Origin of the sequence: Escherichia sp. MOD1-EC6819 (assembly GCF_002965765.1) — a bacterium.
GTDB lineage: Bacteria > Pseudomonadota > Gammaproteobacteria > Enterobacterales > Enterobacteriaceae > Escherichia > Escherichia ruysiae.
This window is the reverse complement of sequence record NZ_PTRG01000008.1, coordinates 22,702-46,340: the sequence shown is the minus strand read 5'-3', so window position 1 is coordinate 46,340 and position 23,639 is coordinate 22,702. Positions and strand designations below refer to the sequence as shown.

20 protein-coding genes, 1 tRNA gene and 2 pseudogenes are annotated in these 23,639 nt (G+C 47.6%); 3 read left to right on the top strand and 20 right to left on the bottom strand.

Features of this window, described 5'->3' with window-relative positions:
- Positions 1 to 156: 156 nt before the first annotated feature.
- Complete coding sequence (locus tag A7Z06_RS22065) at positions 157 to 240, bottom strand: hypothetical protein (RefSeq protein WP_213090444.1); 84 nt, start codon at positions 238 to 240, stop codon at positions 157 to 159.
- Positions 241 to 392: 152 nt separating this feature from the next.
- Here A7Z06_RS22065 and A7Z06_RS12680 point away from each other — a divergent pair, with 152 nt between their 5' ends.
- The 3 genes and pseudogenes from A7Z06_RS12680 to A7Z06_RS12665 all read left to right on the top strand — a co-directional run.
- Positions 393 to 1,100: a DUF554 domain-containing protein gene (locus A7Z06_RS12680; protein ID WP_105279448.1), complete on the top strand. Its 708-nt coding sequence runs from the start codon at positions 393 to 395 to the stop codon at positions 1,098 to 1,100.
- A 104-nt stretch (positions 1,101 to 1,204) separates the two neighbouring features.
- Positions 1,205 to 1,280 (top strand) — tRNA-Phe (locus A7Z06_RS12675).
- A 349-nt stretch (positions 1,281 to 1,629) separates the two neighbouring features.
- Positions 1,630 to 2,183, top strand: a pseudogene (locus tag A7Z06_RS12665) (integrase core domain-containing protein); the annotation flags it as partial.
- A 175-nt stretch (positions 2,184 to 2,358) separates the two neighbouring features.
- On the opposite strand, the gene A7Z06_RS12660 reads toward A7Z06_RS12665, so the two are convergent.
- The 19 genes and pseudogenes from A7Z06_RS12660 to A7Z06_RS12560 all read right to left on the bottom strand — a co-directional run bounded on the left by A7Z06_RS12660 (position 2,359) and on the right by A7Z06_RS12560 (position 23,638).
- Positions 2,359 to 2,847: a GNAT family N-acetyltransferase gene (locus tag A7Z06_RS12660; RefSeq protein WP_000622312.1), complete on the bottom strand. Its 489-nt coding sequence runs from the start codon at positions 2,845 to 2,847 to the stop codon at positions 2,359 to 2,361.
- Entirely contained in the window at positions 2,844 to 3,137 is a 294-nt protein-coding gene (locus A7Z06_RS12655) for a type II toxin-antitoxin system TacA family antitoxin (RefSeq protein ID WP_001110457.1), read from the bottom strand. The genes A7Z06_RS12660 and A7Z06_RS12655 overlap by 4 nt, the downstream gene beginning before the upstream one ends.
- Before the next feature lie 225 nt (positions 3,138 to 3,362).
- On the bottom strand, positions 3,363 to 4,766 hold the full coding sequence (locus tag A7Z06_RS12650; protein WP_105279447.1) for a VasL domain-containing protein: 1,404 nt from the start codon (positions 4,764 to 4,766) through the stop codon (positions 3,363 to 3,365).
- Positions 4,767 to 4,855: 89 nt separating this feature from the next.
- Entirely contained in the window at positions 4,856 to 5,308 is a 453-nt protein-coding gene (tssE, locus tag A7Z06_RS12645; RefSeq protein WP_001000321.1) for a type VI secretion system baseplate subunit TssE, read from the bottom strand.
- Complete coding sequence (gene tssJ / locus A7Z06_RS12640) at positions 5,301 to 5,837, bottom strand: type VI secretion system lipoprotein TssJ (RefSeq protein ID WP_024165233.1); 537 nt, start codon at positions 5,835 to 5,837, stop codon at positions 5,301 to 5,303. Before tssJ ends, tssE begins: the two co-directional genes overlap by 8 nt.
- The gene (tssG, locus tag A7Z06_RS12635; RefSeq protein WP_105279446.1) at positions 5,818 to 6,921 is read right to left on the bottom strand and encodes a type VI secretion system baseplate subunit TssG; all 1,104 of its coding nucleotides are present in this window, start codon (positions 6,919 to 6,921) and stop codon (positions 5,818 to 5,820) included. The genes tssJ and tssG overlap by 20 nt, the downstream gene beginning before the upstream one ends.
- Positions 6,876 to 8,639: a type VI secretion system baseplate subunit TssF gene (tssF, locus tag A7Z06_RS12630; RefSeq protein ID WP_000654177.1), complete on the bottom strand. Its 1,764-nt coding sequence runs from the start codon at positions 8,637 to 8,639 to the stop codon at positions 6,876 to 6,878. The genes tssG and tssF overlap by 46 nt, the downstream gene beginning before the upstream one ends.
- Positions 8,640 to 9,222: 583 nt before the next feature.
- The gene (gene tssA / locus A7Z06_RS12620) at positions 9,223 to 10,818 is read right to left on the bottom strand and encodes a type VI secretion system protein TssA (RefSeq protein WP_105279445.1); all 1,596 of its coding nucleotides are present in this window, start codon (positions 10,816 to 10,818) and stop codon (positions 9,223 to 9,225) included.
- Entirely contained in the window at positions 10,818 to 14,231 is a 3,414-nt protein-coding gene (locus A7Z06_RS12615) for an ImcF-related family protein (RefSeq protein ID WP_000986638.1), read from the bottom strand. The genes tssA and A7Z06_RS12615 overlap by 1 nt, the downstream gene beginning before the upstream one ends.
- The gene (locus tag A7Z06_RS12610; protein ID WP_105279444.1) at positions 14,218 to 15,378 is read right to left on the bottom strand and encodes a hypothetical protein; all 1,161 of its coding nucleotides are present in this window, start codon (positions 15,376 to 15,378) and stop codon (positions 14,218 to 14,220) included. The genes A7Z06_RS12615 and A7Z06_RS12610 overlap by 14 nt, the downstream gene beginning before the upstream one ends.
- On the bottom strand, positions 15,379 to 15,648 hold the full coding sequence (locus A7Z06_RS12605) for a PAAR domain-containing protein (RefSeq protein WP_094185004.1): 270 nt from the start codon (positions 15,646 to 15,648) through the stop codon (positions 15,379 to 15,381).
- A 286-nt stretch (positions 15,649 to 15,934) separates the two neighbouring features.
- Positions 15,935 to 16,708: a hypothetical protein gene (locus tag A7Z06_RS12600; protein WP_000282714.1), complete on the bottom strand. Its 774-nt coding sequence runs from the start codon at positions 16,706 to 16,708 to the stop codon at positions 15,935 to 15,937.
- Positions 16,709 to 16,711: 3 nt separating this feature from the next.
- Complete coding sequence (locus tag A7Z06_RS12595; protein ID WP_000282715.1) at positions 16,712 to 17,485, bottom strand: hypothetical protein; 774 nt, start codon at positions 17,483 to 17,485, stop codon at positions 16,712 to 16,714.
- Entirely contained in the window at positions 17,478 to 19,505 is a 2,028-nt protein-coding gene (locus tag A7Z06_RS12590; protein WP_000232996.1) for a lipase family protein, read from the bottom strand. The genes A7Z06_RS12595 and A7Z06_RS12590 overlap by 8 nt, the downstream gene beginning before the upstream one ends.
- A 974-nt stretch (positions 19,506 to 20,479) precedes the next feature.
- Positions 20,480 to 20,746 carry a PAAR domain-containing protein gene (locus A7Z06_RS12580; protein WP_010348132.1) on the bottom strand — a complete coding sequence of 89 codons (267 nt, stop codon included), beginning with the start codon at positions 20,744 to 20,746 and terminating at the stop codon, positions 20,480 to 20,482.
- 82 nt (positions 20,747 to 20,828) lie between these two features.
- Complete coding sequence (locus A7Z06_RS22450) at positions 20,829 to 20,921, bottom strand: SEL1-like repeat protein (RefSeq protein WP_353598268.1); 93 nt, start codon at positions 20,919 to 20,921, stop codon at positions 20,829 to 20,831.
- Positions 20,922 to 21,044: 123 nt separating this feature from the next.
- Positions 21,045 to 21,149, bottom strand: a pseudogene (locus A7Z06_RS22060) (SEL1-like repeat protein); the annotation flags it as partial.
- 270 nt (positions 21,150 to 21,419) lie between these two features.
- Positions 21,420 to 22,058: a DUF2931 family protein gene (locus tag A7Z06_RS12565; protein WP_000772477.1), complete on the bottom strand. Its 639-nt coding sequence runs from the start codon at positions 22,056 to 22,058 to the stop codon at positions 21,420 to 21,422.
- A complete protein-coding gene (locus A7Z06_RS12560; protein WP_010348137.1) occupies positions 22,055 to 23,638 on the bottom strand; it encodes a T6SS phospholipase effector Tle1-like catalytic domain-containing protein in 1,584 nt (527 codons plus the stop codon). The genes A7Z06_RS12565 and A7Z06_RS12560 overlap by 4 nt, the downstream gene beginning before the upstream one ends.
- Between the last annotated feature and the right edge of the window lies 1 nt (position 23,639).

Sequence of the window (23,639 nt, the reverse complement as noted above, 5' to 3'; positions counted from 1 at the left end):
AAAACCCGTTTCGGGGAGGTAAGAATATCGGACAAGGTGAAAAACCTTGCCCCATGAGATGGGGGTCAAACTGGTCACCAGCTCCGACCGCCAGACATCAGTAAAAGCAGAAACGCTCTGATTTTACTGTTGTCCTGCAGTGAGCGTGCGTTAACTTCACCGCATGAACAGTAACATGGAAAGGGAATATTTTCGCGCAAAACGGCGAGGAGCGAGAGAATGTAAGGAGGTGGCATGCATCAGGCAAACTCCGTACAGAGAGGAGAAAATCCGCGCAATCATGGCACCTTTCGCTAAAGCGTGCAAGCCAGGACTTTGCGTCCAGGCAAGCTATAAACGGGGCAAAAAGTTCATAATAAAAAAATCAAACAATACAGTTAACAGGAACTCTTGTGGTCATCGGCCCTTTTATCAACGCGAGTGCAGTATTACTGGGTGGCATTCTCGGCGCACTGCTTAGCCAACGTTTACCGGAACGTATCCGCGTCTCAATGACATCGATTTTTGGTCTGGCATCGTTGGGGATTGGTATTTTACTGGTGGTGAAATGCGCCAACCTTCCGGCGATGGTTTTAGCAACGCTACTTGGCGCTCTAATCGGCGAAATGTGTTTGCTGGAGAAAGGAGTCAATACAGCGGTTGCCAGAGCGCAAAATCTGTTTCGCCACTCGCACAAGAAGCCAGCGCATGAATCATTTATTCAAAATTTTGTTGCGATTATCGTCCTGTTTTGTGCCAGCGGTACAGGGATCTTCGGCGCGATGAATGAAGGAATGACCGGCGATCCGAGTATTTTAATCGCCAAGTCATTTCTTGATTTCTTTACGGCGATGATCTTCGCCTGCTCTCTGGGGATTGCGGTATCAGTGATTAGCATTCCATTGCTCATCATCCAGTTAACACTGGCCTGGGGAGCCGCGCTGATATTACCGCTAACGACACAGGCGATGATGGCGGACTTTAGCGCCGTAGGCGGTTTATTGCTTCTGGCGACCGGTTTGCGCATCTGTGGCATTAAAATGTTCCCGGTAGTCAACATGCTTCCAGCACTGCTTCTGGCAATGCCTCTTTCCGCCGCCTGGACCGCCTGGTTTGCCTGAAATGTGTGTAATAGCGGCAAAGTGATGATAGATTGTGCAGTCTGCAGTAATTTGAAGAAATTTGATTGACGAGACGAGGCGAATCAGGTTTAATGCGCCCCGTTGCCCGGATAGCTCAGTCGGTAGAGCAGGGGATTGAAAATCCCCGTGTCCTTGGTTCGATTCCGAGTCCGGGCACCACTATTCAAAGCCGGTTGGTCAGTTTTGCAAGATGCAATCCTGACGGACACGAAAGCTAGCCAGTAAAAACACGATGTAACGTTGTTACCGTAGTTGAAAGAAAATCTCTTGAAGAACAGACTTGTTGACGCAAGTCTGTTTTTTTCGTCCGTAATATTTACAGTTCTTCGTTGCGAATATCAAATTGTGTCAACGCCATATTCATCAGGCCACTACATCAACTCTGTTTCCAGTATATCCCGCAGACTATCAACACTTTCATCAATGGATTCCAGCGTTGATGTGATGCTGACATGGCTCAGCAATTTCCTGCACACAATGACATTAATCATACCCAACAGCGCCCGGAAACCACCGTCTCAAACAGATGATTGCCGACCAGAACCTGAAGAACCGAGCCTGAAAGACGTTATCGAAACAAACTTTAAAACCAGCCTTTAAGCGTGAGCTGCTCACTCATCTGATAACGTCGTTCAGACTCAGTATTCGTCAGGCCTGCTGGAGTCTGAACCTGAGCAGAACGGTTTATCATTATCGTCCGGATACCACGCGTGACGAACCCGTTATTGTCGTCTTGCAGGCGATGGAAGAGCGATATCCACGATACAGTTTTCCGACACTTTTCTGCGGCGAGAGGGATATTTGTGGAATCACAATGGCTGAATGGACAGAGAAACATGCAGTAAAACTGGAGTTTATTCAGCTGGATAAGCCGACACAGAACGCTTTCATTGAGCGTTATAAACGGACATACCGTCCGATTTTTATCTGTTCAGAACACGGAATGAAGTGCGGAAAATCACGGAAAAATGGTTGTCAGAATATAACGGTAAACGCCCGCATGAATCACTGAACAATATGATGCAGGAGGAATCTCGACAACACCATTATTTGGCCGGCAGTTCAAAAATGCCTGGAACTAAAAAGGGTCTATTTACAGTTGTGTCTGGCTCTTATTTTATTTCACATTACCCACTAAAGATAACTTATGGCTTCAGACAGCGGACATGCCGGACAACAATATCATTGATAATTTTAGGCATGAAACGACCATCTTATTAGCTCCAGATATTACTAATCAGGCATGAACTAAATCCCCTAACGTCACCATCAGCATCATCGGATCCACCGGCGACGGCTCAAACCCCACCCGCAAGTAAAATTCCCGGGCTTCATACGACAGAGCGTGAACCAGCATCCCGCGAATGCCGATGGTCTCCGCCACCTGGATTACCCGTAGTCCTGCATCCCGCATCAGCGCCCGACCTACGCCTTGCCCATGTAGAGACTGATCCACCGCCAGACGACCCAACACTACAACAGGGATCGGATCAGGCATATTGCGGCGAAAGCGACCGGGAGCTGTATTTGTCGTCACAGCGCTGGACGCCAGCGAGTAATATGCCAGTACCTTAGAATTGTTGTCACAGCAAACAAAGGTACGCGATGCACCAGTAACCTGATTTTTCATCGCCCGCTGTTTCAGCCAGTTATCCATAGAATCCACGCCGCAGCAAAATGAAGTCAACACATGCACGGCGTGGAGAGGCTCAGGGGCGGAGATCATTTATTCTGTTCCCACGGCGCAGGTGTTTGCATGGTTTTACGCAGTGCTGCATTAGGCGCTGGAGCTTGATCCAAACGAGCCAGAAATTCCTGATAAGCCTGCGGATCGGCCATAATGATGCGCTGTTCGATCAACGCTTCCTCGGCGGCAGCGCGGGCGGCCTCCAGCACAAAGTCAGTGCGGTTTTTTCCTCTGGCTTTCGCCGCCCGATCGATAAGATCGCGCTCGGCGGCTCTGATGCGCAGATTCAGGGTTTCGCGTTTCATCGCCATACTGTTTGCGGCTGGCATGGTGTTGTCCTCTTGTGTTTCTGTGGATATTAAGTATACAACACGTGTAACGCAGATGTCATTACGATATATTTAAAAGGAATCGAACTAAATTATCGAACCGACTGCACTTTAAAACGTGCGAGCTCATTATTCTGGTTTAAAAGCAAAAATACGGGGCACTCTCTGGCACTCTCCCTGATTGTGCAGCAATCTCCGCAGCAGACATTTCGATAACAAGCTGAGTCATTCATAACCATTCACACCTTTTAACTTCGAAGCATTCTGTTTAATGTCGGCATACCTGGCGATAAGTTGTTTCAGGCGCATCTCTGCCTGAGCCCCTGCGGCAGGAGGGAGTGGCTGCCCTACCGGCGATTGTGCCAGTATCCGCAGTTGTTCTTCAGCCGGTATGGATTGGTTAAATAGCTGCATAGCGGAATACACCACAGATTTCAGTTCACTGACCGTCATATATTTCCCTTTATGCTCATCCAGTCCGTTCAGTCGTTCACTCAGTTTCTGTAGCGTCATCATTCCCTGATGCCAGCCATTCAGGTTTCCTGTCGGCAATGCGGCAACATTAAGTTGTTGCTGCCACTGTTGCATCAGAGGTTTTGCCTGCTCCGGCCAAATCGCCCGGGCTTGTTCGACAAGCTGCCATCCTCGGGTAATGAGCCAGTCCGGTGGTAGCTTGTCCAGAAGTGCAAGCTGCTGCTGTGTTTGCGTTATTAAAGTTTGTGGCAAGGGAGATTGCTGCCGCAATATATCCAGTTGTTCAGGCGTGAGTATTGCGGGTAATGGAGTTAAAGAGGCAGTAAGCTGGGCTTGTAATGGATCCGACCGGTGAAAATATTGCCAGCCCCATACCATTGCTGCACTTATCATCAGCATGGAACACATCCCAGCAACAAAAGATTTCCACCTTTTTACTGGCGCGGGTATTGACGGAAGTACCTCTACGTTCGGTTGTGTAACATATACCCACTTCACCGTACCGCCTGGCCTTCGGGGATCTTCAAACAGGCTTTCAGCATGGGAACCTATTGATATATCGGTTCTATTTATTACTGTGGCAGGCGACACGATACCAGACTGAATTGTCGTCCCTGTGCTGGTTGTACCATCGCTGCTTTCCAGGCTGACAGCGTTGTTGTGTATCAGGGCACGCAAAGTATCCAGTTGGCTGAGATGCCTAAGCTCCAGACGCTGTAATACTTCCCCCAGACGGGTAAGCAGTTGTTCTGCCCGATACAACTGACCAAGGTCGCTGTATATCAGCGGCAGCGAGCGTATACGTTGCTGCAAACGCTGACTCAGATTACTCAGGATCTCCATTCGAACGTGAACAGGCTGCGGCCAGAGCACGCCCCACTCATGACTTATCAGAGCCTCCAGTATTGCCAGACCTTCATTGAGACCGAATAATCCAGCCAGTTGCGTACGAGCCAGCGTATACCAGGCTGCCGTCTGCAGCTCTACACCATTTTGATCAAACAGTGAAAGACAAAGTTTCTCGACATAATGCCAGTTCACATCCGGACGCGCCGGATGTGTAAGCTTATTCAGTTCATCGCGCAGGGCAGCATAATCCGGTAGCGTGCGCGGGTCACCGCCGGTTTTGATTTTACGTGGGGTAATGTCATTCATGACCTGTTGTCCATCTGACGTGCTTGCGGTTATAGAAGACTATCGTTTCTGCGGCATATTCAGAGCGTTGCCGAATTAAGGAAGAAACATTACATACGAGTTGTCGTGTCGAGATACTGTTGTTGCTTCAAATGCCTCAACAGAACTCGACCTTCGGGTACAAATTCGGTGCTATAACGCACCAGGCCAATACCTTTAAGTTCAGCATCAATGGCATAGCACAGCTCACCGGGAATCTCTTGTTCCAGCAAAACAACGGTTATTTTTTGCAGGCGTGGCTCATATTTGAGCAGTACAGCAGATAATGCCCCCATAAGTTCATGCGCCATACCCGGCATCCCCTGAAGGATTTTGGTCATATCCGGCAGACCGTAGTCAGGTAAATGCGCCAGCGTACCGGCACGACAGTTAAGAATGCGCTGCATATTGTCCAGCACTGAGAGGATCGTCTGGTTCTGCTCGCTAACCTGATGCAGATCCAGCCCTCCGGTAAAATTCCCAAACAGGATCTCATACAATGACGGATGGGGAGTGTCATTCATCTTTCAGCACCTTCAGAGTCAGTTGGTTGCTTCCTGCTTCAATGATTCGGGCTTTATCCGGGTCAAGATCGTCACGGCTTAACACCACCCGCCAGCTGTTACTCACCTGATCCGGCGACATAAACATGCCCGCCACCGCCACATACTGCGCACTTTCCTCCATCGGCATATCAACCATCACTGCCCCACCCGGCTGCAGGCGGATATCTTTCTCCGCCACCAGATCAGCCTTAATAGCCTGACTGTCAGACTTAAACAGCGAAGGGTAATCCGTGCTGTCGAAGGTTTTGCGATCCTTGAGCTGGTAAATGCGCACCACTATGGACAGCGCCACTTCACTGGCATTGAGGTTCAGCGCCTCGCGTGCCCGAATATCCAGATGCAGGGTTTTCACCTGTTTATAAAAAATCGATTTTGTCACGGCGACAGTGCCGTCCGTAATGCTCTGGGTCAGGCCACACCCAGCCAGCATCAGTGTGATGCCCGTAGTCAGCGCAACCAGGGGAAATTTACCAGCGATAATCGCCATCTTCATCGGTCTCCCTGCGGTGAATATTTTCCTGTACCCGCTCATAGCGGCCAAGATTGATGGTTATTGTTTTACTGTATGTAGCAGTGTCCGCCACACTCAGTGGACGCATTACGGCTGTACGCCCTAATTGCACTGCACCGACTTTAGGCTTGCTGTTCATTGTGGCATCCGGTAGCAGGCTACGGTCGACACACAACTGCAGGCGGACATCAAGGCGTGAGCCAAGATAGACATGCAGCAGAGCCATTAAATCTGTATGAAGCTCACTACCGGGTAACCAGCCCTGCACTTCAGCCGGGTTCGTCGTGGTAAGGCGCATCAACACCCGGCTGTTAACGTCAGTGGCATAGTTGCCCATCACTGGGCGATTTATCAGAGTGGAGGGATTACTCACGCTCATGGTCAGCGTTTTTTTCAGTGGCACCCGGTGTTTGTCGTGATGCCAGATTTTCGCCTGTGTATTGGGTGCCAACAAACGCACCAGAGAGGCCATACCTTCCGCAGTACGCCCCGGCAGCAACATCACCGGCAGCAGCGCCAGAAAGCGTGAGGCGGGAGCGGCGATACTGTCGGTGCAGCCGTCAATCCCAAGCCCAGCCAACCCCAGCAGATACTGCGATATTTTGTCCTTACCGCCTTCTTTAAAAGTGGCCGGGTACGAGTATTTACGCCAGATGCGGTAGTATTGGGCAATCAGCCGATGGTTGAAGATATCGAGGAAATCGCTGGTGGCTTCGTACCCTTCGCGGCGTTGGGTGATGTCATCGATATAGTGCGTCGGCAATGGAGATTCCACGCCGTAAAGCCCCATAAATGTGATGCGTACCGTTGGGGGTAAGTGCGGATACTCAGGTAATTCCACACCTTTGATTTCAGAGGCCGGAAACCCCATCCCCGGATGCGGGCGAAAGCGCACCGGTTCATGTCGTACCTGCCAGGTACTACCGGTGACCGGTTGATCCGGTTGGCTTTGCTCCAGCAACTGGCAGAAGCGGTAAAAATTCATATACGACAGCCGGTCACCCCACTGTGCAATTAACCGGGCAGGCGCGGGCTGTGGTTCTCTTTCCACCGGATGCATTTTCCTTCTGGCTGGATAATGAGGGTAAGCTGGTTAAATTGGTTCATATCGGCATAGAGCGCAAAGAAACGGTTAAGCATCTCACCAAACAAATGAATATCGCCCTCGCCCGTAAACCCGTTGTTGTCGAGCATCACTTCAATATCCAGCCCTCGTAACAGGAAGCCCTGTTCGAACCGCTGCAGACGATGATGAGCCACATGCTGAATCGCCTCCAGACGCCGGATGTTCAGTTCATCATCTTGCCAGTTGTACAGCGCAAGCGTTCCACGCAGCACTTCAGCGGTACTCATCATGTTGAGGAACCCTGATCCCAGGTGGCTCAGTACTCGCCAGTGGAAACGGTCTTCAGCGGGCGGGTAAACCGGCAGCGTTGGCTTGCAGAGGTTGCGCACTGAAAGCTGCGTATCCACGACCTGCTCACAGCGGTCAAGCAGTGTACTCTGCAGCGCCCGGCGCGGCAGTTGACCGTTCGTGCCGGTGATTTGCAGCGACACAACTTCACGCTCGACAAGTCGATCATCTTCCCACTGATGCCCCCCAAGAATTAACCAGGTGTCATACAGTCCGGTCACGCTGCGCTTAACGCGCGTATGGTAATAGCGCGGAGGCGCATGGCGACGCATCATCCCCCCTTTGTGGCGGAAGCTGCTGAACGGAACATACTCTGCGTCATTGGTTCGGTTTGAACCGGTAACCGAATCCACAGCATAAATCTCGGTATGCCCGTCCTGCAGCCGTTTAGGACGCAGCAGATATTCACTTTCAAGTCCGGTGATGATGAGCGGATCAGCCTCCAGGGTAAACAGGTTAATCACCGGTACGCAGTGGAGGCGAATGGCATCATCGGTGACTGGCAGATCAGGCGGCCACGGTGTACTGAGCACCACTTCAATGTCGAAATACTCCGCCCCGGCAGGAGGTGTGATCCCCTCCAGGCCGTTGAGATGGACGAACATAAACTTATCCCGGAAGGTAAAGTATTCCAGCAGCAACTGATAGCCGCTGAAAGCACTATCGCCTTTCGGCCACAGACGGTCTTCTTCGGCAAACCCGCCCGGCGAGAAATACCCGTCAAGGCGGATACGATCAGTCTGACCGGGCAGGCGCATATACAACGCCGCCTGGCGTTTCGTTAGCATCAGGTGCAATTGGCTACTGACCGGAGCATCAGCCCCAAGATACAGGCTCAGGCAACTAAGATCAGCATTCGACCAGTCCGCCTGACTGCTGCAGGCAAAGCGTATCCGTAGCAGCGAGCGACCGTCAGGTTCGGTGGTCATAGTGATGCCTGAAACACTGAGGGGATTGAGCATCACATCCTGCGTGGTACGGTAACGACAAACGGTGTTCTTCGGTCCTACTGGTCGGGAATACACTTCAAGACCTGCAGGCACTACTTCCGCCATTTTCATGGCGTGTAGCGCCGGGGTGAGTGCCACGACTGAAAGTGAAGGAATAGTGCGCAGATAGTGTGGCCAGAGCATACTGACCAGCCCTTCAGTAAGCTCTGGCAGGTCGTCGTCAATTTTTTCACGCAGCCGCCCCATCGAAAAGGCAAAGCCTTCAAACAGACGTTCGACATACGGGTCCGGTGTACCGGCTTTATCCATGTCCAACATCGCAGCCCGATCAGGATGAGTTTGTGCGAACTCTTTCGCCGTCTCACGAAGGTAGCGCATTTCCGCATCAAAATAGCGTAGTGTTAGATCTTTCATAAAAGAATGGCTCAATATATAGAAAAGAATGTCCTCTTCCCTAAAAGGGAATGCTATCTCACCACTTTGAGGGAGTGAGAGAAATGGGTTTTATCTTCTCATTTAACATTTCAAATCCGGCAGATATTTTTCTGAACATATTCCCCACCCAATATCTTAAAGCCAGCTCAAAATATATATTTCCGCCGACCGCCAGACATATTTCTGGGATAAATAGCGATATCTGACCATCGATAACCTTCAGTATTGAGAGCACAAAAACAGACAATTCCATCAGATGAACTAACCTTAACCTCCTCTTCTGGCATGATTCCATCTCCAGAACCAGGACAACCCGTAAGGATGAATAAACAGATATCAATAAAAGATGTATAAGCCAGAGATTTTTATTCGCTCTGTAAATTAAAGGGAAGACAACTACTGCAATGAACTCATATTTTGTTATATGGAGTGATTGACATAAATATTGCGCTAGTCAGTGAAATTTCACCCAAATTTAACCTCCGTAATGTTCCTTCTTTTTTATGAGCCATTCCGATTCATCCTCCTGATAAATAAATTTTTATCCAGTTAATAACATTCTCTAACTACACAACACTGCGGCTCGCGCCGGATCGAGCTGAATCAGCCCGCCGAGCAATTTTTCCATGACTGGTCCGAGCCGAACCTTGTCTGCCTCACTTCGACCGGCTTTCAGCCGCAGGAGTTTCAGATGGCGAGCCTGAACTTCAAACAACAGTTCAGGTTCCCAGTCGCTAAGAACCACTTCTCTGGCACGCTCACCCAACTCAGCAAACAGGTGCACCGCCAGATCATTTTTACCGTACTGTTCAGCAATGCGCCCCATCAACAGGCGCAACAGCCACTTCTGGCGAACTGTCGTTATGCCGGGCTGGGTCTGTAACCATCCCAATGCAGCCTCCGGGCCTTCATTATCAGCCAGTGCCACGGCTTCAGGTTCCAGCGCCAGAATGTCATCATTACTGGCTATTAGCGGGGCAGATGATGTGTCATTGCTCCATCCCCCCGTCGTATCCAGCACACTCTGTTGGAGCCAGTTCAGCGTTACTTCATCGGCAAACGGCGTTCCGTCACTGAACGCTAGCGTCTCCAGCCCGGAGAGCCGCTTCAGTAGCCCTTTCAGGTCAGCGGCAATGATGGCGGCCAGAGTGTCTTTACCGGACTTCGTCAGTGCCTGATGGATATACCACTGCAGATCCAGCCACAAATGATTAGCACCACGGGAAAAAGTGCTGTCTGCCGTTTCCAGCATTTCCGCCCAGTTTTGTTGCAGGTAAAGGCGCTTGAGCAGTGCTCGCTGGTCAGCCCTGGGAGGCTCGATACGTGTGCGTCCCTGCGCATCCGGAGCCGGAATAGCCCGCAGGGTGTCGTGACGCAGACTTTTCATAAGATGGTGCGCTGACAACCAACCGTCGGGCTGTTCTCGCAGGTATTCACTGAGTGTGCGTGCCTGCGCCAGCAAATCCTGGCCGGAAGTGATCCGCCCGATATCCGGAGCATCGCTGTGGCTCGCCGTGGACGGTATCTCGGTGCCGCTGGCGTTCTGTGGTACAACCGCATCCACGCCACCCGCTTTCTGCAGGCGGTTTTCCAGTGCGCCATACAGCGCATTCAGTTCAGGACGGGTTTCATCCGATTCGTTTTCGGTTAGCTGAGCTATCAGAAGCAGCGCACCGGTGGTACGCAACGCATCTTCCCTGACCACTTCCGGATACAGTGAAAGGGAATCAGTCATACGTGAACCAGCCAGCCACTCCAGTGCTGCCTTACGGCTGCGGTCACGCTGCGGATGCAGCTGCGTGCCGAAGCGGTCTATCAGACCGGCCAGCAGCTCAAGACCTTCTGCCAGCCCCTGCTCGCCTTCACGATGCAGCCTGGCCCAGCAGTAATACGTCGCCACACGGATATCTTTGGCGGTGGTGGTGAGCAACTTCTCCGCCAGTCGGCAAATGAGTTCGGTATCTGCCCCGGAGAGTTTATTGACCTCCTCGCGCATTTGCTGGAAGTCATCGTCATACCCCGGGTCTTCCCCTACAGATGATGTCCCTGATAACGGCAGCAACCAGTTGTTCCACTGCACCACACGCTCACCAGTAGCGCCTAGCAGTATCGCCTGCTCTGTCTGGCAAGCTCTAAATAAAGTATCCAGCGTACTCATCAGTCAACCGCCTCTGCATTACTGGTCGCGCTGGCAAGCTGGTTTGACGCTGCCACTCTGACCGTGTTGAAGATGGTTCCCGGCAGACGAAAGTTACGCAGTTTCAACAGTGCCAGCGGCCCCTCTCCCGCCTCGGAACGCAAGGTATAATTGAGCAGGCGTCCATCCTGAGCTTTCCAGCTCAGTGTGTAGCTACTGCCGACGCCTGGATAAGCACTGATCTCAGCCTTATCAAGCAGGCGTATCCAGCCCCACGTTCCGGGAATATCCGCATACTGACGGGTGCCAGCCTGGGTACTTATCCAGCTCAGGCTCACGCCAGGCGCTTCTGTGTCCGCAGGCCAGGTGAAGCTCCTCCACGCCGGCATCTGATTCACATAGGTCAGTTTTTGGCTGTCGATAATCATGTCGGTTTGCATCACGCCATCAGAAGTGCCTGGGCGCAGTTCGAACTTCATCCCGGCATTACCTTCGGTAAAGGCAACATCCGAGATATAGCTCAATGTGTTGATAGCGTTGAGAAACGCCGGGTTAAAAGCCAGCCCTTGCGAATTGATACTGTCCGGCACCCAATTATTCCCATTCTTGTGCAGTACGCCTTTCAGGCGTGTCTGCAAAAACTGCGAAATACGACCGGAATCAACATTGAGGTATTTGGCAAGCAGCGGCAAAGATACATCGCTGCTGGCGTTGTTGAACGGATAACTCCCGCCAAAGGCGGAGTTCCACTCGGCAACCACCGCTTGCTGCCACTGGGCATTAAGACTGTCCGCCGCAGGGGTCAGAACCAACTGCCAGGCCTGCTCCATCGGATTTACAAACACCGCGCGCCCAAAGCCACTCCACTCCTGACCAAGCCCGGCGGCAATCAGGCTGCCATAGTCACGAGTTTCGGTAAGATCTACAGCTTTGCCCTGGAATACCGTCTGAGCAATTGTTTGGGTCATCGCCTGGGGATCGGCGGCATTGGTCACTTGTTGCAGGCGCAGGCGTACCTGCGTCACACGAGTCAGGTACGACTGCAGACTCTGCTCCTGTGCCCCCGTGCGGCTCTTGTCCATCAACTCCAGCACCGGGCCGAATGTTGCATCCAGCGGTCCATGTACACCTACGCTCTGGTCAATAGCATCCTTGTTGGCATCGCCCAGCAGATTTTTGGCTGATTTCACCAATGAATCTGAAATTGCTTCACCGGTCTGCCCGGTGCGCCCCTGCACGTTCAGGGTGTTCATCAACGCCACCAGAGGTGACTGACGCACGTCAGCCATCAGGGTCAACTGGTCAATGGAGTCCGACAGCGTAGCGGCCTGGTTCCAGCTCAGGCTATTAAGGAACTCCAGCCAGGCTCCGCCAAAGTCTGCGAAATAGCGATCCGTCAGGCGATTTTTCAGCGCCTCAGGGGCGGTCTCTTCCGATTTATTCGCCTGACGCTTGCTGTCCGTGAGTACCCAATCGAGCTCGTCCCGCCGCGCCTTCACTACTTTCTCGATGGCAGGCTGTACCGTCTGCTCCCATGCCTGACGGGTGAACATCCCCGGCACAATTTCGGTAGTACTGAACAGGCGGGCAGCATCGGTATCACCGGTCATATCCTCCAGGCGCATATCGACATACAAGTGCGCCACCTGCGAAAGCATCTTCTGATAGAGGCTCGACTCACTGTTACGCACCCCCATCAACCGAACCAACAGCGAGCGAGCCTGGCTGACCATGCTTTCATCAGCATGGATCTTCCACTCAGGATGCGTGACCAACTGCGCAGCATAGAACGACAACAATGATGGAGCCATTCCTTGCCAGACACCGTCTTTCACACCGTGACGTTTCGGCCAGTTGTTCAGCAAAGCAGATCTGAACCAGGCGGCGTCCATATGTTCAGGACGCGCCAGCATCAGGTAGAGCTTAAGCTGTTCCCAGGTGCTTTTTGCCCTTTGCTCCCGCAGCGGGCTACCTGGTGGCAGCGCATTAAAGGCGCTGACCTGCTTTTGTAGGTGATCTGCCGCCGCATCCCGCAACAGCGGCAGTGCGCTTTCCTGATAACGAGGCCAGAGTGCCGTCAGCAACACATTGTTCTGACTTAATCCCGCCTTTTCATACCAGGGCACACCATGCTCAGAGCGATACTGCAGACGAGCCAACGTTTTTTGCAGCTCAAACAGTGCGTACAAGCGTTGCTCCAGTGGCTGGTTTTGTCGGGAAGCCATCGCTGCCTGGGTATTTGCAGTATTAATCTGACCACGATTAGTCCTCCAGGAGACGCCCATCCAGCCTCCCCAACCCACCATCACCAGGGCAATAACAGACGCTATAACCTTCTGCCATGGAATGCCCGGCCTGACGGGACGCAGTGCGGCAGGAAGCATCCGAACAGATTCAGGCAGAGCATCCCAGCATTTGTCCATTCCCCATTGATGCGGCACGGCACGTTCACCGCTGGCAGAGGGTTGACTGAACACCAGCCCAGCCAGGGGCAGCGGACGGTATGGATTAAGCATCGCCGACAGCGGTGCGGTCACGCTCTCCGGTTTACGGATAAGCTGGTCGGCAAGCCTCAGCAAAAAGTTATGTTTCACCTCACCGCAGGTCTGTTGTAGCCCCTGTAAAGTCAGTTCCGGCGTCAGGATAGCCAATTGTTTAGCTAACCCTTCGGTACAACACCCGGCGGGCAGTTGGCAGCCAGCAGCCTGCACAACACGTCCTTCAGGCTTACCCGCTCGCGGATGCAATGACCAGATATACAGGGGAATCTTCCAGCCCAGCGCCTCCATGCGGCTGCTTATGGCATGAGAAAGAGAGTCCATTGCGCTTTCAGAAGGCACGGGCAACGGCTGTTCCAGACCAGGAACAGACAACTGGTCGAAAGCCGAGGTGACCCACACCAGACCATCCACCGGGCGGCGGCGCAGTTTGCGTAGTGCAGTCAACCAGATATTGTCGGCTGGCGTATTGAGATCACCGCCCCACAAAAGCAGAGTGCCACGATCTTCTTGCCAGAATTGAGCGGTCAGTTTAGGGGTCAGCAGCTCAACATCTGAGGGTGTACCGGTTATCAACAGGATGCGGGTTTTACGTCCCCAGCGACGACCGTAGAGATTACGCATGGCGAGACGGATGGTGTCGACGGTGACATTGTGGGGTGGCGTCCTGGCAACTCTCTGTTCATCAAAAGGCAACACATTATTCTTCTGTTCCTGCCAGCGGTGATATTTTTCTCGCATAAATCGGAACACAAACGGCGTGTAACGAATAATCAGCAGGACAAGCCACACAGATACAAATGCCAGCGCCTCTTTCAGGCGTGTATCGAGACCATACTGAGGGCCGAAATGCAGTATCAAACTCAGTATGGCAAGAGAAATTAGGGCAACGATGCCAACAAGCCCTCCTCTGCTCCATAAACTAGCCGACATCATTATTATTGCTCCCTGAAGTAACTGTACTGACAAAATGATCAGTTCCAGAAGTAAACAGACCTAAAACTGATGTCTGGCTAACAGATGTAATATCGGAGAGTAATGCGGCCAAAAACCATGCACTACCTGCCCCCGGAATACCGTTATATTTTTCCAGTGCATCAATATCCTGGGGAGCCCATGATGTTTGATGTAATTGAGAAGCCATCATTAATTCAGCAAACCAGTCATTCCAGTGCCCATAGTCGCAATAAACTTTTGATGTCTGAGATGCGATCGTTTGTGTTTCCAGAAACAATCCCACATCAGCTTTGAAATGAGCCATATCCAGCGGCATCGGTCGCAAAATGCGGGCAGAATGAGGAAATTGATATTTTTCAGCTACATCATCGCTGGTAAGAAGCACACTCGCCAGTGCATCGGAATATTGTTCAGCCCCATGCTTCTGCAATATGAGGAGCAAATCGATATCCATAACTGGGCTCTTAAGGCGTTCTTCAATCCAGGAAAAAGAAAGGGTTTCGCAAAAGGAAATAGAACCAGAGATAGCGCGCTCTGGATATATGCTTTCCCAGATTTTTCGAAATTGGGAATCGGAGTCTGCAGAAATTTCATCACTTACAACAGTAATATTAAGTAGCACTGTATCTGGCAGCATCGCGATTGCGTTCTGCACACTGGCAAGCCCCAGCTCTAATAAAGAACCAGACATTACGGATTGAGCGTCAAAATGGCTGGTCAGTGAAAAAAGGGACGGCACATCTGATGCCTCTGATTTCGAGATGGCCCTGGCGGTTACACCTGAAGGTAACAGAATGCTGCTACCAAGCACCGCCAGATAACGCCCCGCCCAGGATTCCCACTGATGTTGCCCATATTCAGCTTCCTTCTGCAAAAACTGGTGCTCATCAAACGTTCTGCCCCAAAGCCAGCCCCGCAAGCAAAAAAGGAAAAACCAGCAAAGCACTGGGCTTGATGCCAGCCACCAAATGTTGAATCCAGACAATGCCTTAACCATGCCTGACGCATGAAGAATAAACAGCAACACACCCACAACCACGGTAGTACCACCTGCTAAAAGCCACCCCATGAAAGAGGGTTCAGAAGGTAACTCCATCGTTGTTGCTTTCGACCTTTCCCAGCCCATTTATTGTCCTACCGTACTATTCTTAGCACTCGAAATGACCTTACACCCGCACAGGCATTGGCAACCATCGACGACAACAGCACGACCGTTAAAGGTACGGTGTGGTGATCCTTCCACGATGGGATTCGTTCCATGCCCTATAATCGGACAGCAAACAAAATCACCAACTAAAGCAACCTTTTTTCCATCAACAGTAATATTGGAGGAGGCCGAGTTAACTTTGCCACCATGCGTTGTTTTATCTCCAAGTAATACCAGACCGTTAGCCACAATGAATTTATCCTGTTAAGGTTTAAAGAATTCTGTCACTAATAAAGAGTTAAAAACGAAATTGAACTATTTTGTATCTACTGATAGAAATAATGTCTTGTTAACAGTTCTACTTATGCTACAACCTGTCGATGAAAACAATACTAAGGAAAGCAGAATAATTTTTGATTGGTTATGTATTTTCAATCCCTTCTTCTCCGTATTAAGTCAATCGTAAAAATATGTTACAGGTCTGCACTTACAATAATTAACCTGCCTCATGCATTTAACAAAAAAACTGCCATTTTTATTTTTTAATTTTCATTTTACCAACCTTATCAAAATCAGGAAACACAGTCCCATCGGATATAATGCTGCCATCTGGATACTCTATTTTTGAATGCGCTCCTTTAATTTTCTTTTCTATCCCGATATATTTCACAATTTTGCTTTCATCTATTACAGGTGCAAATTTAATTTGATTTACATTATAAACACTTAAGGACAGGAAGCTTTCCTTACCTAAAAGGGACAATTCTTTCTTTTTTTCGCCTAGATTCCATTCAGATATATAGGGATAATATTTTGGTGATAAATTTAAATCGCCCTCAGTTGCAGTATATTGTCCGTTTCTGGAAGCATCATTATCAAAAGCGAGCGAAATCCCTACCGCTGTTCCGGGTACAAGATCTTTGCCAAGATGTGTAGCATCTATATATTCGATACCTAAATTGAGCGCACTCAACATCCATTTGCATGAGCCGCCGCCTGTCATAGCGACTTTCCCTTTCCAGATGTCCCCACTCTCCTGCTGCATGGGGATCCCGATAACATTGTAGCTGGGCTCGGTGATAACAGAACCATCAAATCCACTGATTCTTTTTTTCATACATTCATACGAGATGTATCTGACCTCAAGCGGGAAAGGTTTCGTATACTGAGATGGATTTTTTACTTCAACATTGACCCATTTTGTATCTGGCGGTGGAGATAAAGTCTTGTTAACAGTTCTATTGATGCTGCATCCTGATGATGAAAACAAAGCTAAGGAAAGCAGAATAATTTTTGATTGATTATACATCTTCTATTTTTCCATTATCTTGATGTCGGGATGAGTTGAGCCATCAGATACGACAGTACCATCAGGATATATTATTTTATAATATGCGCCCACTCGATACTCTACTGGCGCAACCATTTTTACAATTTTTGACTCATCAAGTTTTGGCAAAAATATAACAATTACATCATTGTTGATATTGAAAATAATTCTTTTTTGTATAAAATCTTCTTTACCAAAAAGTTCTAATGCACCTTTTTCCTGAATCCTTTTGTTAGTGTGAATCAAAGGATAATAATTAGGCGCTAATTTTAATCTATTACCTGTTTCCATATAAAACTGCCCATTTCTGGAAGCATCATTATCAAAAGCGAGCGAAACCCCTACCGCTGTTCCGGGTACAAGATCTTTGCCAAGATGTGTAGCATCTATATATTCGATACCTAAATTGACCGCACTCAACGTCCATTTGCATGAGCCGCCACCTGTCATAGCGACTTTCCCTTTCCAGATGTCCCCACTCTCCTGCTGCATGGGGATCCCAATAACGTTGTAGCTGGGTTCTGTGATAACAGAGCCATCAAATCCACTGATTCTTTTTTTCATACATTCATACGAGATGTATCTGACCTCAAGCGGGAAAGGTTTCGTATACTGAGATGGATTTTTTACTTCAACATTGACCCATTTTGTATCTGGCGGTGGAGATAAAGTCTTGTTAACAGCTCTACTTATGCTGCAACCTGCCGATGAAAACAATACTAAGGAAAGCAGTATAATTTTTGATTGGTTATACATTTTCCATTACCTCTTCTCCATATTGAGCAAACCGCAAAAGCGTATCGTTGCCAGATGGCATGGACAACGTTGGGGAAAGCGATGCGTCAAGCAGTCCTTCTATATTCAGAAAAATGTTATTTCTTACTAATTCTCTCTCCGGTATGTCATTTTTATTTTCTGCCATCTGCTCTCTGAATGAATCAACGTTATACTGATGCTCAGTAAAAGTACGCTTTTCCACTATTCCAGCGTTATCAATCAGCTCTAATACTTTGTTATACATATAGGGCATATAGGAGGTCATAAAGTGGTCAAAAATATTTACATTTACGCCTCTGTCCGGATTACAACCTTTGGGGAAAAAGTCAGTTAGATCTGCTTGCGTCAGTGATGCTTTAAATTCTTTCTGCTTCTGACCTGCCTGCTGCATCTCCTGCTCCGCCAACGCAGGAACCAGGTAAAGTTTAGCTTTAAGTGGAAGTAATTTTCTGATGGTAATACACCCTGCCGGCGTTGGCAGATCTCTTTTGCATTCTTTCCATTCCCGACTCTGAGTAACCGTGAGAAAGGCTACCGTATTGCCGTGATGCCAGAAGCAATCCCCCCAGGTTACCATCTGGTAAGCCAGAAGTTCACCCAACGACCAGAAAAAGCCCAGTGTCCCCCCCAACCATCCCCATAATTTATATAACTCGTTATCCAGGTTGGCTTCTACGGGTACGGCTGGAATTGGATCATTATCGTTAACATGACGGAAATGGGTAATCTCCGACAATTGCATCACTGCATCGCGGGTAAAGGTTCGCGGCATTCCATAGGTGTAAAGTATCGGATAATAGTCCTTCAGTTTTGCTGCATGAATTAATGCTAATGCACCACCTAAACTATGCCCACAGATAAATAGCATTCTACTTTCAATGGTTTTCAATAACTCTAGTATTTCTTTATTAAATTTCTTTTCAACCCGACTATATCCACTCCAAAATCCCGTATGTACTTTTCCAGCAGAAAGTAACGTACTACATCCCGTTTTATTTATATCGCATAGTTCTGGACTTACTGGTCTGAACTCAATATCCGTTCCTACATCAAACAAGCTAGCCGTCCCACGCCAGGCAACGATTATCTTATCCACGTTATAAACATAATAAAGCTGCGTATCACCGTCTGCCTTTGTCACAGCAGTATTTTCCTTTGCCTGTGCTGTTCCATGCGAATTCTTACTGTCTACCTTAGGCGAAGTATCTCGCGAGGTATCCATAAACACTGGAGGATAATATCGATTACTGTAGGGAACATCCTGTACTAATGTATTCCATGCGGAACCATCTTTATAAAGTTGGGGTAAGCGAGAAAGATCCTGGCACTGGTTAATAAAAAAACGTGTAATTGACACCGTATCCAGAGTACTGCCATTTGCATAGGCAAGCGTCGCTGCCGCCCCAAGGTTAATTCCATTCGCAATGGAATAGTCCTTTTGATGGTGTAGAACAAGCTCCCACGATCTGAAGGGGCATATTTCTATTACATGACGTTTTTCAAGTTCATTCGTTCGGAATTTAAAGCCCTTAAATGCCGTATTTGCAGGAAAGTGATATGCGGGTAACATTTCCCCAGGTCTTAATTCAAGGTTTGGTGAACTCTGACAAAGTTCACCGATAACGGCATAATGCCAGATATACCCTTTTTCTTCAGCTTCAGGACGCACAACAGAATCATTTTCTGCATCGCGGCTAACACGTAAGGCACGTTTTTCCATTTCCGTAGCCAGTTGATTGCCATCTAACGCCAGCCTTAATTCAAGCCCATGCGGCATATCAATGCGAATAAGCCCATCTGCCTGACTTTGACCCGTATACGTAAGGTTATCAACTGGTCCGGATACTGGATGCGAACTTTCAGCACGCCATGGTATATTCGCTACGGGATCTCCCTGCTCATCAACCAACTGAATTTCAACCCAGTAAGGTTTCTGTTTTCCAGTCGTAGCTTTTTCCTCTGTATGCGTCACAGATGTTACTAATGTATTTCCTACCATAAACATCCCTCTTTATGCAGGTTAAAAAATTTATGAGCTCTTTTCTCTTGTAAGATAAAATGTCCCAACCTTAATTATCTCCGATAAGAATACAGCGGCAAGAAATATCGCCCCTACTTTGATTGACATAGTTTTAAACATCCATGGCAATATCGAAATAGAAGGGATCATGAAGAACAATCTGAATGGTGTTTGAATATAGACAACCCAATTCACATACTTCCACTTTTTTAAGAACATTACAGCAGAAAAAACAATCGAGACATTAAGCAATAACGAAAAAGAAAAAAGGACTTGCGAATACGCCCCTTGCTGAGGATAAATATGGCTAAAAGACAATATATCATCAATTAAAGGAATTCGTCCCTGAGAGATATTCAGCCAGATAAATCTGACGATGAAAAAGAGATCAAACACCGCCCAACAATACAATATATGTTTCTGTTTTAATCTAAGTTTCATTTAATTCCCTCATAGACATCATCAGCGGTCGTTGGTTGCCAGTGCCACGACTGACCTGTAACAGCCCAGGCATCATCACCTTCCAAAAAAGTTTGCGTTACCTTTCTCTGTTCTCCGTAACGATATACTGCTGATTGCTGCTCTATCTCGGCTGTAGTATCAGATGGTAAAAGCTACCATTCCTGGATTTTATCTCTTTCGTATTCACCTTCAGAACCAAAAACACAGCTCTCAAACAGTGCGTTATTCAGCGTATCTGTCAGACTCATAATATTGACTCCATGGGATAACCCGTTGTCCATGACGCTGTTACCGGCGGGCAGGTTGCGGGATTAAATAAGGAATTCAGCCGGTAAGAAAAAGAGTGATTTGTAATCCCCCTAAAAACCTGACAGATGTAGAAAACAAAGGGCAGGACTCCGGCACTAACAGCAATAAGGCCTGTAATCAGCCCCTAAACCAGTGAAGGTTGTTCTGGTTCTGGAGGGATTGTGGCGTTCCCAGCTCATTACTTATCCTGTTACACAATCCGGGGCACTGGAGAGAACCTGGCAGCCACATACACAATGGCAGCCATCGACAACAATGGCTTTGCCATCGGAAGACCATTCAGGCGATCCTTCAATAATGGCGTTAATACCATGCCCTATTATCGGACAGCTGATTTTGTCCCCAATAAGTGCAACATTTTTGCCGTTAACAATCATGGTTGAAGAAACTGAGATCACTGCACCACCATGCGTGGTTTTATCGCCAAGTAACACAACACCTTTAGACATATGAAACTCCATATTTAACTTATACATATATATTTCACTATATATAAGATTATTACTTCTCTGTTTTAATTTTTTTAACTTATCACGCATTTGAATCACCTTCAGAGCAACTTTTTTTGAATAGGTCGATAGCCTGATTTTGATTTTTAGTAATTCCTTTACCATCGAAGCACATCGTACCCAAATGATACATAGCTGAAGGCTGGCCTTGTTTTACCGAAAGTTCAAGCTATTTTCTGGCTTTAGAATAATTCAATGCAACTCCCTTACCATTAAGGTATGTATAACCTAAATACATCTAAGCTGTAGCATTGTTTTTATTCGCAGCTTTCTCATACCAATAATCAGCCTTTTCGTAGCTCTGAATGGTTTCTTTTCCGAAATAATACATATCGCCTAAATCAACTTGAGCATTCGTGTTTCCGAGTTCAGCAGCGTTCTAATAGAGTTTAAATGCTTTTTTCATATCCTTCGGAACTCCCATGCCCATAAGATACATATTGGCAATTATATTTGCATCATCCGCTTTAGATATTGATGTAGGATCGATAACGATTGATTGAGAGAAAATACGGATAGAAATAAGCAGAAAAAACATGTAGAGAAATAGTTTCATAAAAAACCTTATCGTAGCATAAAACTGTAGGTTTTTTGCCAACTAGTATAGTTCTACTCACCAAGTTCCATAAGGATACTTTTTCCCCTTAATAAAATCAGGAGTATCTCCATAGTAAACATATCCATCAGGATGCCCTGTAACCTCTTTACACATATCAAGCCCCTCCCCAGAAGTGGTTGTAATTTTTGTGGATATTTGCTCAATATTTGGCTTTCCGTTATTTTGCAACCAAACACGGACTTTTCCTTCAGGTGCCAAACCAATCACCATATAACGAAAAAAATAAAACTCACCGGGGTTATTCCACTCAGGCTCTTTGGAAATCATTTTTTTCTTAGTATCAGAAGAAAAAAACAAAGTGGTTTCATAAGTTTTTTTGTCAATAATTGAGTCCCAACAAAACTTAATTATCTGTGGCGGTGCATCAGCCTTATTAAAAGTAGCTCCTGGTATTCCTACATGTGTCCCCCATGTTCCAACACTATTCCCTTGAGGCTGATCTATGGTTTTGAACACATAACCATAGCCGTCAACATCCAGCAATTTGACCAACGTAACCGTTGCAGGAAGCGCTTTTGGAGTACTGAACGTGAAATACCATTTATCCCAAGGTACTTTTATTTTATCCTGCGCAGTAGTGTCATTGCATCCAACTAAAAATAAAAATGAAAGTAGCTGAATCATGAGCTTCATGCTTTTTCTCCCTTCATATTCCAGATGGACCGTATCCAGTTTTTATTTGGCATATTCACATAACCAATAAGATGTGTCATTTTCTCTGCTCCGTAGATTGTTCTTACCTGTTTTCCATCCAACCAGACCCTTTTAAATTTTATACCGTTCCAGTTTGCCGAGCAGTGAATATATTTACCAATAATTAGTAATTCATCAGGAGTGAATGGAACGGGAATACCTCCTGCCCTGATTATTCTCCCCTGTTTGATTGCTTTTTGGCTCAATAATTCAAGTTCGCCAGGTAACTTCATATCAGGGGCTTCGGGGTCAACATATTTGAACCTTGCCCCTGCCTCTTTTGCTGCATCCAGCATTACTCTTAGCGAAATTTTAGACCAGTCGTTGGGCACAATGCGCTTTAGTGTAATGCCTACTCCAACATGTTTCTCTATCGTTCCGACACGCTGTTTATCCATATCTATAATATAGTTATACCAGCATTCCATCTTCACTTCGCCAGATGGTAAAATATATTCAAGAGCTGGCACCACCTTTAACTCAAGTAACCTGGAGGCAATATTTTTATAAATCTGCGTACTTTCATTTATAACATCTTTTTTAACTTTCTCACCACGAGGTTCTGTCAGAAAACAATATTCCTGTTCATTGGGGTTATATCCTCCACCAATATCAGAATGTACACCTGGTAAAGTGAGTTCCGGCCACGCTTCTTTTATACTGTTAAGACTGAAGTTATAGCGGCATTCATGCATGGCGGCAATCTGGAAGACTTTCTGTGCGATATCTTTCGATAATGCCAACTCAATACCTGGGTTCACACCTCCATGTACATCAAACAAATCACTCACTGAACCAACAGCACAAACCGTATCAAATAGCCCCAGAAAGCGAATCTCTCCGGTAGGTTTTCCATGTTGATTTCGTCCGTTTAATCCCTTAGTTATTGCTTGCTGTATTGATTTGTCCCCATTTTTGACGCGATTAGAAAAATGGCGCGCAGCCGCAGCTCCCCGACTAAAGCCAAATACATCAAACTGGATTTTTTCGATAGCATAGTCAACTTTAGAATCACTGCTAAAAACTCGCCAAATTGCATCCGATATTTGTGAGATCCCTTCGTTGACTTTATCAACAACACCTTCAAAAACCTCGCCTATACCCATGCCAATAAGGCTATCCTCTTTATCTTTCGCAGTACCTATACCTTGTATATATATTGCCTGTTGATATAATGTTTTATCTGATATCACTTGACCGTCAATGGCATATAATTTATTTAACCAGTGGATGTTGGAGTAATATCCAAGGTAGCTCCCGGCCTCATTGCTACTCATGTCCAGTTTATGTATACAGGATTCGGCATCAACTTCCTTTACACCAACATCCATATCTGTGCAAGTACTCAGCAAGCGTTTATCGATGTTAAAGACGTTATTCCCTGTACCATCAAAAAACATCCCGATAGTAATCGTAATACCTGGTACAGGTTTACGCTTACAGATAACTGTTTTCTCTGACACATTCACATCAGTAAAGTGCTCGCACTCACTGGCTTCCCAAGCATGGAAATCACTCATG